Origin of the sequence: Sphingobium xenophagum NBRC 107872, assembly GCF_000367345.1 — a bacterium.
GTDB classification, from domain to species: Bacteria; Pseudomonadota; Alphaproteobacteria; order Sphingomonadales; family Sphingomonadaceae; genus Sphingobium; species Sphingobium xenophagum.
Genome location: NZ_BARE01000101.1, coordinates 1 through 4,085, shown reverse-complemented (window position 1 = coordinate 4,085; position 4,085 = coordinate 1). Strand labels below are relative to the sequence as shown.

3 protein-coding genes are annotated in these 4,085 nt (G+C 61.3%); all 3 read right to left on the bottom strand.

Annotation, left to right across the window (positions count from 1 at the left end; all coding sequences use genetic code 11):
* Positions 1-180: 180 nt before the first annotated feature.
* Genes SX1_RS21820 through SX1_RS21810 form a run of 3 tightly spaced genes read right to left on the bottom strand, consistent with a single transcriptional unit; the run spans position 181 to position 3,985 of the window.
* Entirely contained in the window at positions 181-660 is a 480-nt protein-coding gene (locus SX1_RS21820; RefSeq protein WP_019054806.1) for a hypothetical protein, read from the bottom strand.
* Positions 657-2,774, bottom strand: coding sequence for a tyrosine-type recombinase/integrase (locus SX1_RS21815; protein WP_255209827.1), 2,118 nt, complete (start codon positions 2,772-2,774; stop codon positions 657-659). Before SX1_RS21815 ends, SX1_RS21820 begins: the two co-directional genes overlap by 4 nt.
* On the bottom strand, positions 2,771-3,985 hold the full coding sequence (locus SX1_RS21810; protein WP_019054804.1) for a tyrosine-type recombinase/integrase: 1,215 nt from the start codon (positions 3,983-3,985) through the stop codon (positions 2,771-2,773). Before SX1_RS21810 ends, SX1_RS21815 begins: the two co-directional genes overlap by 4 nt.
* Positions 3,986-4,085: the final 100 nt, after the last annotated feature.

Here is a 4,085-nt window from a genome sequence, read left to right as displayed (position 1 = left end):
ATTTAACATATATCAACACCTGATCGTGTCTTTTATATTATTTTCAATGGTTTGATGGCATAACGCCTGTCCATTGTGTTTCACCCATAATTTGGACGATCAAGCGAGTAGGAAGTGCAAGACGCCGTAGGCGGCTCACTTCCTACTCGCTTGGTTGTAACCCGATTGCAGCGTGACGGTTCAGTCTTCGGTGGGCGGCAGCGGGGCAGGTGCTTGCCCCGGTGATACGCGCGCAAGGACAGCTGTGTAGAGCTGACGCCAGTGTTCGGCCTTGCCGCGCTCGCGTTCGGCGGTGCGGTTGGCCTTGGCCTTTTCAGCGCGTGCATCCCTGAGCTCGGTCTCTAGACGCTCGATCTTGTTGCGAAGCGCCGCTTCGATATGCCGGTATTCCTCCGGCGTCCGCAGCGGGATTTTCTTGCCGTTGATTACCTCGGTTTCCGCGCGCGTCTCTACGCGTTCCTCGCCGATCTCATCGGCGAAGTTGTTGTAGAGGTACTGGCGGCTGACCTTGGCTTCACGGGCGACCGAGACGAACGTCACAACTTGCCTGGTGTCACGCAGGCGCATGATCGCGTCCTCGACCGCAGCGCGCTTTTCAGCACTGCGGCGGCTGCGAGCATCATTGAGGGTGGCGATCCGCAGATCCGGTCCCGTGGTCATGGCGTCGCTTTCTCCCGAGCAGCGGCCGGCCTGTAGCGCTGTTTTTCGCCTTTGTAGAGGCCGCGCTCCTCGATGGAACGGATGATGGTGTCGGTGTTGTGGACGGCGTCCTTGTTGCGTTGTAGCCGCTTGCGCGTGATGTCGGCCATGCGGGTCTGTCCGCCTTCCTCGTAATTCCGGGCTTCCTGTTCGAGGCCTTCGATCGCGACGTAAAGTCCGGCCCGCTCGCAGCAGAAGTGCTCCAGATCGTCGCCATCGGCGCGGAAGAACCGGCAGGTCAGGCAGGCATGGGCATGCTCGCACCATTCGCCAAGTTGGCCGGGCAGCGTACAGGCGCCGCCACAGACTCGCGTGGCCACCATCGTTTCCTTGCGCAGCAAGAGATTGCCGACGGCCTCATCGACCTTGCCCGCGATCGTGAAGAACTGACCGCCGCCCTTGCGGAGCAGGGCGTTCTTTTTGAGCTCCAGGCGCTTGTTGACGTACATCGATGCCATATCGGGCGAGGCGTGGCCCAGTTCGAACATGATGCTGAGGATGTCGTGACCTTCGGCCGCCATCTGCGTGCCGCGATGGTGGCGCAGCGGATGCCACGAGAAGTCGAACGGCTTGCCTTCGCCGTCGACGATCCCATGTCTGAGGCACAGCATCTTGAGTTCCTGCAAGGTCCAGTTGTTGCCGAGGAACGACTCGCGCTTTCCGTAAAAGACCGGGAACAGGTATTTCGTCGCGCTGCCGTGACGCTGCCGGACACGATCTCGCTGGGCCTCGATCAGCTCGATCATGGCTTGGTGCGCCGGATCAGTCAGCAGCAAGGGCTTGGTATTCCAGCGGCTGACCTTGTTCTGCCAGAACGTGAACAGCATGAACCGCTTGTCGTGCGGATCGGGTCGCAGGCAGTCGAAGAGCAGGGCATGCAGATCTTCGGCCCGCGCGCCGGTCGTGATGCCGATCATGAAGATCGCGGGGATGGGCGCGGGCAGTTCGTCAAGCTTTGCTACCATGGCCGTCAGAGCTTCCGGCGGGGCCGCCCGGTTGGCACCCTCGCGCGAGGCGTAAAGCCGGTTGCGAGGATCATCCGGCGCCTGCTTGTAGCGGATGCGCCGCGCCGCGCGCTTGTCGAGCGCGATCCGCGGCCATTGCCCCGGCAGGAGGACTGGCGCTGCACGCAGCAGCTGGACGATGTCAGTGTACCAGTTCTTGCCTGCGGTATTCCGCGCGTTTCCCCGAGCGAGATAACGCTCCATGGTCAGTTCGTTGACCTGCCCAGGCTCGGTGATGCCCTCGCCGTGCAGGAACTGTCCGAAGGCTCGCAGGCGCGACTGCATGCCCACCAAGGTCGCCGGCGCAAGTTCGCCATGCGCGACCTTGTCCAGAAGAAAGCCGCGCATCAGCGGGCGCAACCACGGCTCGAAGCACAGGAAGTTCAGATAGGTGTCGCTCCGACGCTGCCGGTCGCGGAAGCGGGTGTCCTCTTCGCTGTAGAGGTCGTTGAGCAGGATGATGTTGCGGTCATGCATCGGCGCCATTTGCGCACGATTGATGATCGAGAAGCGATGGATATCGCCGAACAGCTGCACTTCCGGTGATCGATACTGCGTGGTGACGATCTCTCCGTCCCGGATCCACTGGCGGGTCTGGCTCAGTCTTCGCCGCCCATAATTCGCGCCGTACCAAGCGGCGTATAGCTCCAGGACAGCATCATTGTGATTCCGGGCACCGTCACTCTCCGACGTTCGGAAGCCAGGGTGAGGGATGTCGGCAAGGCAGCCCGCCTCAAAGTGCTGAAGCAGGTTCGCGCCTTCCTCGACCAGATAGCGGATCACCGGGATCCGGCGCTGGAACCAATGGGCATCCGCCTTGCGATCATCGAGCACTGATGCCCCGAGGTAGGCCTTGATTTCGTTGGCCAACACCGGAACCGCGGCGCCAAGTGGCAGGCTTGCGTATGTCTGGCTTAGCCAGGGATGGCCGAACACCTCGTTCATCACGGCGTCTGACCAAACAGGATTATCGACGAGAAGGGAGGACATTTCCAGGAGGCGCGCCTCAAGCCAGTTGCTGTAGCGATCGGTATCGTGCGGGGTGCCGCCGACGAGCGCCAGCGGCGTCATGCCCATCGCAAGTCCTTTCCGAGAAGCTCCGCCTCGCGAAGTTTCTCAAGCCTTTCATGCACCTCGTCGGGACCGGTGAGGTAAAGCCTGCGGATTTCCGAAGCGAACAGGTGCTGGTAGAAAGCCGCTGTCGTCTGTGGGCTGGCATGCCCAAGGCGATCGGCCACTTCGAGCAGGCTGTATCCCGCCGCGATCGCTTCGGACGCATGGCTGTGGCGGAACATGTGCCAGCTGAAGTCGATATGCGTGCGCTGTTCCAGCAGGCCCGCGAGCTTCTGGGCGTAGGACAGGCTCATGGCGTGCCCGATGGCGCCGGCTTTCACATTGGCAAAGACGTACTCAGTTCCGGACTCGAAGGCCGGCAGATATTCGTCGCTGGTCAGGTAGTCGACGTACATGTTGAGCACGTAGTCGTGGACCGGCACACCGCGCGTCCGGCCAGATTTGGCGCGGGCGCCGTTGGCATTGTCCTCGCGCGGAATGATCCAGATGACCTTTTCGGCCAGATCGATATCAACATGGCGCAGACCCAGCGCTTCGCCGATTCTGAGGCCTGTATTGTAGAGCAACACGATCAGGAACGCGTCCCGCGCGAGCCCGCACGCCTCGATCAGCCGCAGTACCTCACTCGGCGTCAGCCGCTTCTTGAGTACCTGCTGCTGAACCCGACCGGGATCGCCCGACAGATAGCGGTCCTTGCGCCGTGTCGTGCGGCGCTGGCTGATATGCTCGAGGAACGGCTTATAGGTCCGGTGACCGTCATAGGCTTTCGTGACCTCGGCCGTATCGACCGCGAAGTCGTCGGTGCCGTTGTAGAAGCGGTAGAACGATTTAACCGAGAGCTGGATCTGGTTGCGCGTCGATGGTGCCAGAACCCGTGTTTCCTGCTTGCGCAGCAGGATCAGACGCGGGCTTGGCAGCACATCCTTTCGGCGTGCGAGCCGCCAGGCAAGGAAGCCGTCGTACAGCGCAACCGTGGCTTCATGGATGCCGGCGCCGTTGGCGGCGAGGAAGTTCGCGAAGTCGACAACGTGGCGAACATAAGCCCGGATCGTGTTCGGCGATGCATGGGTTTGCTCAAGATGGATGATCCAGTGACGAAGGCACTCGACGACATCGCCGCGATCATCCAATACCGTCCACGACCGGCGACCGCCGGGTATTTCGATGCGCGCAGCCTGCCAGGGCGTCGTGGCGAACGAAGTGGACACGGTCGCAGATACTGTTGAAAGAACCCTGTGACCGCAAGCCTTTCCCCACCACACTGGACACAATGGACATGGACATTTGTGGTATCGCTATTAACATAAC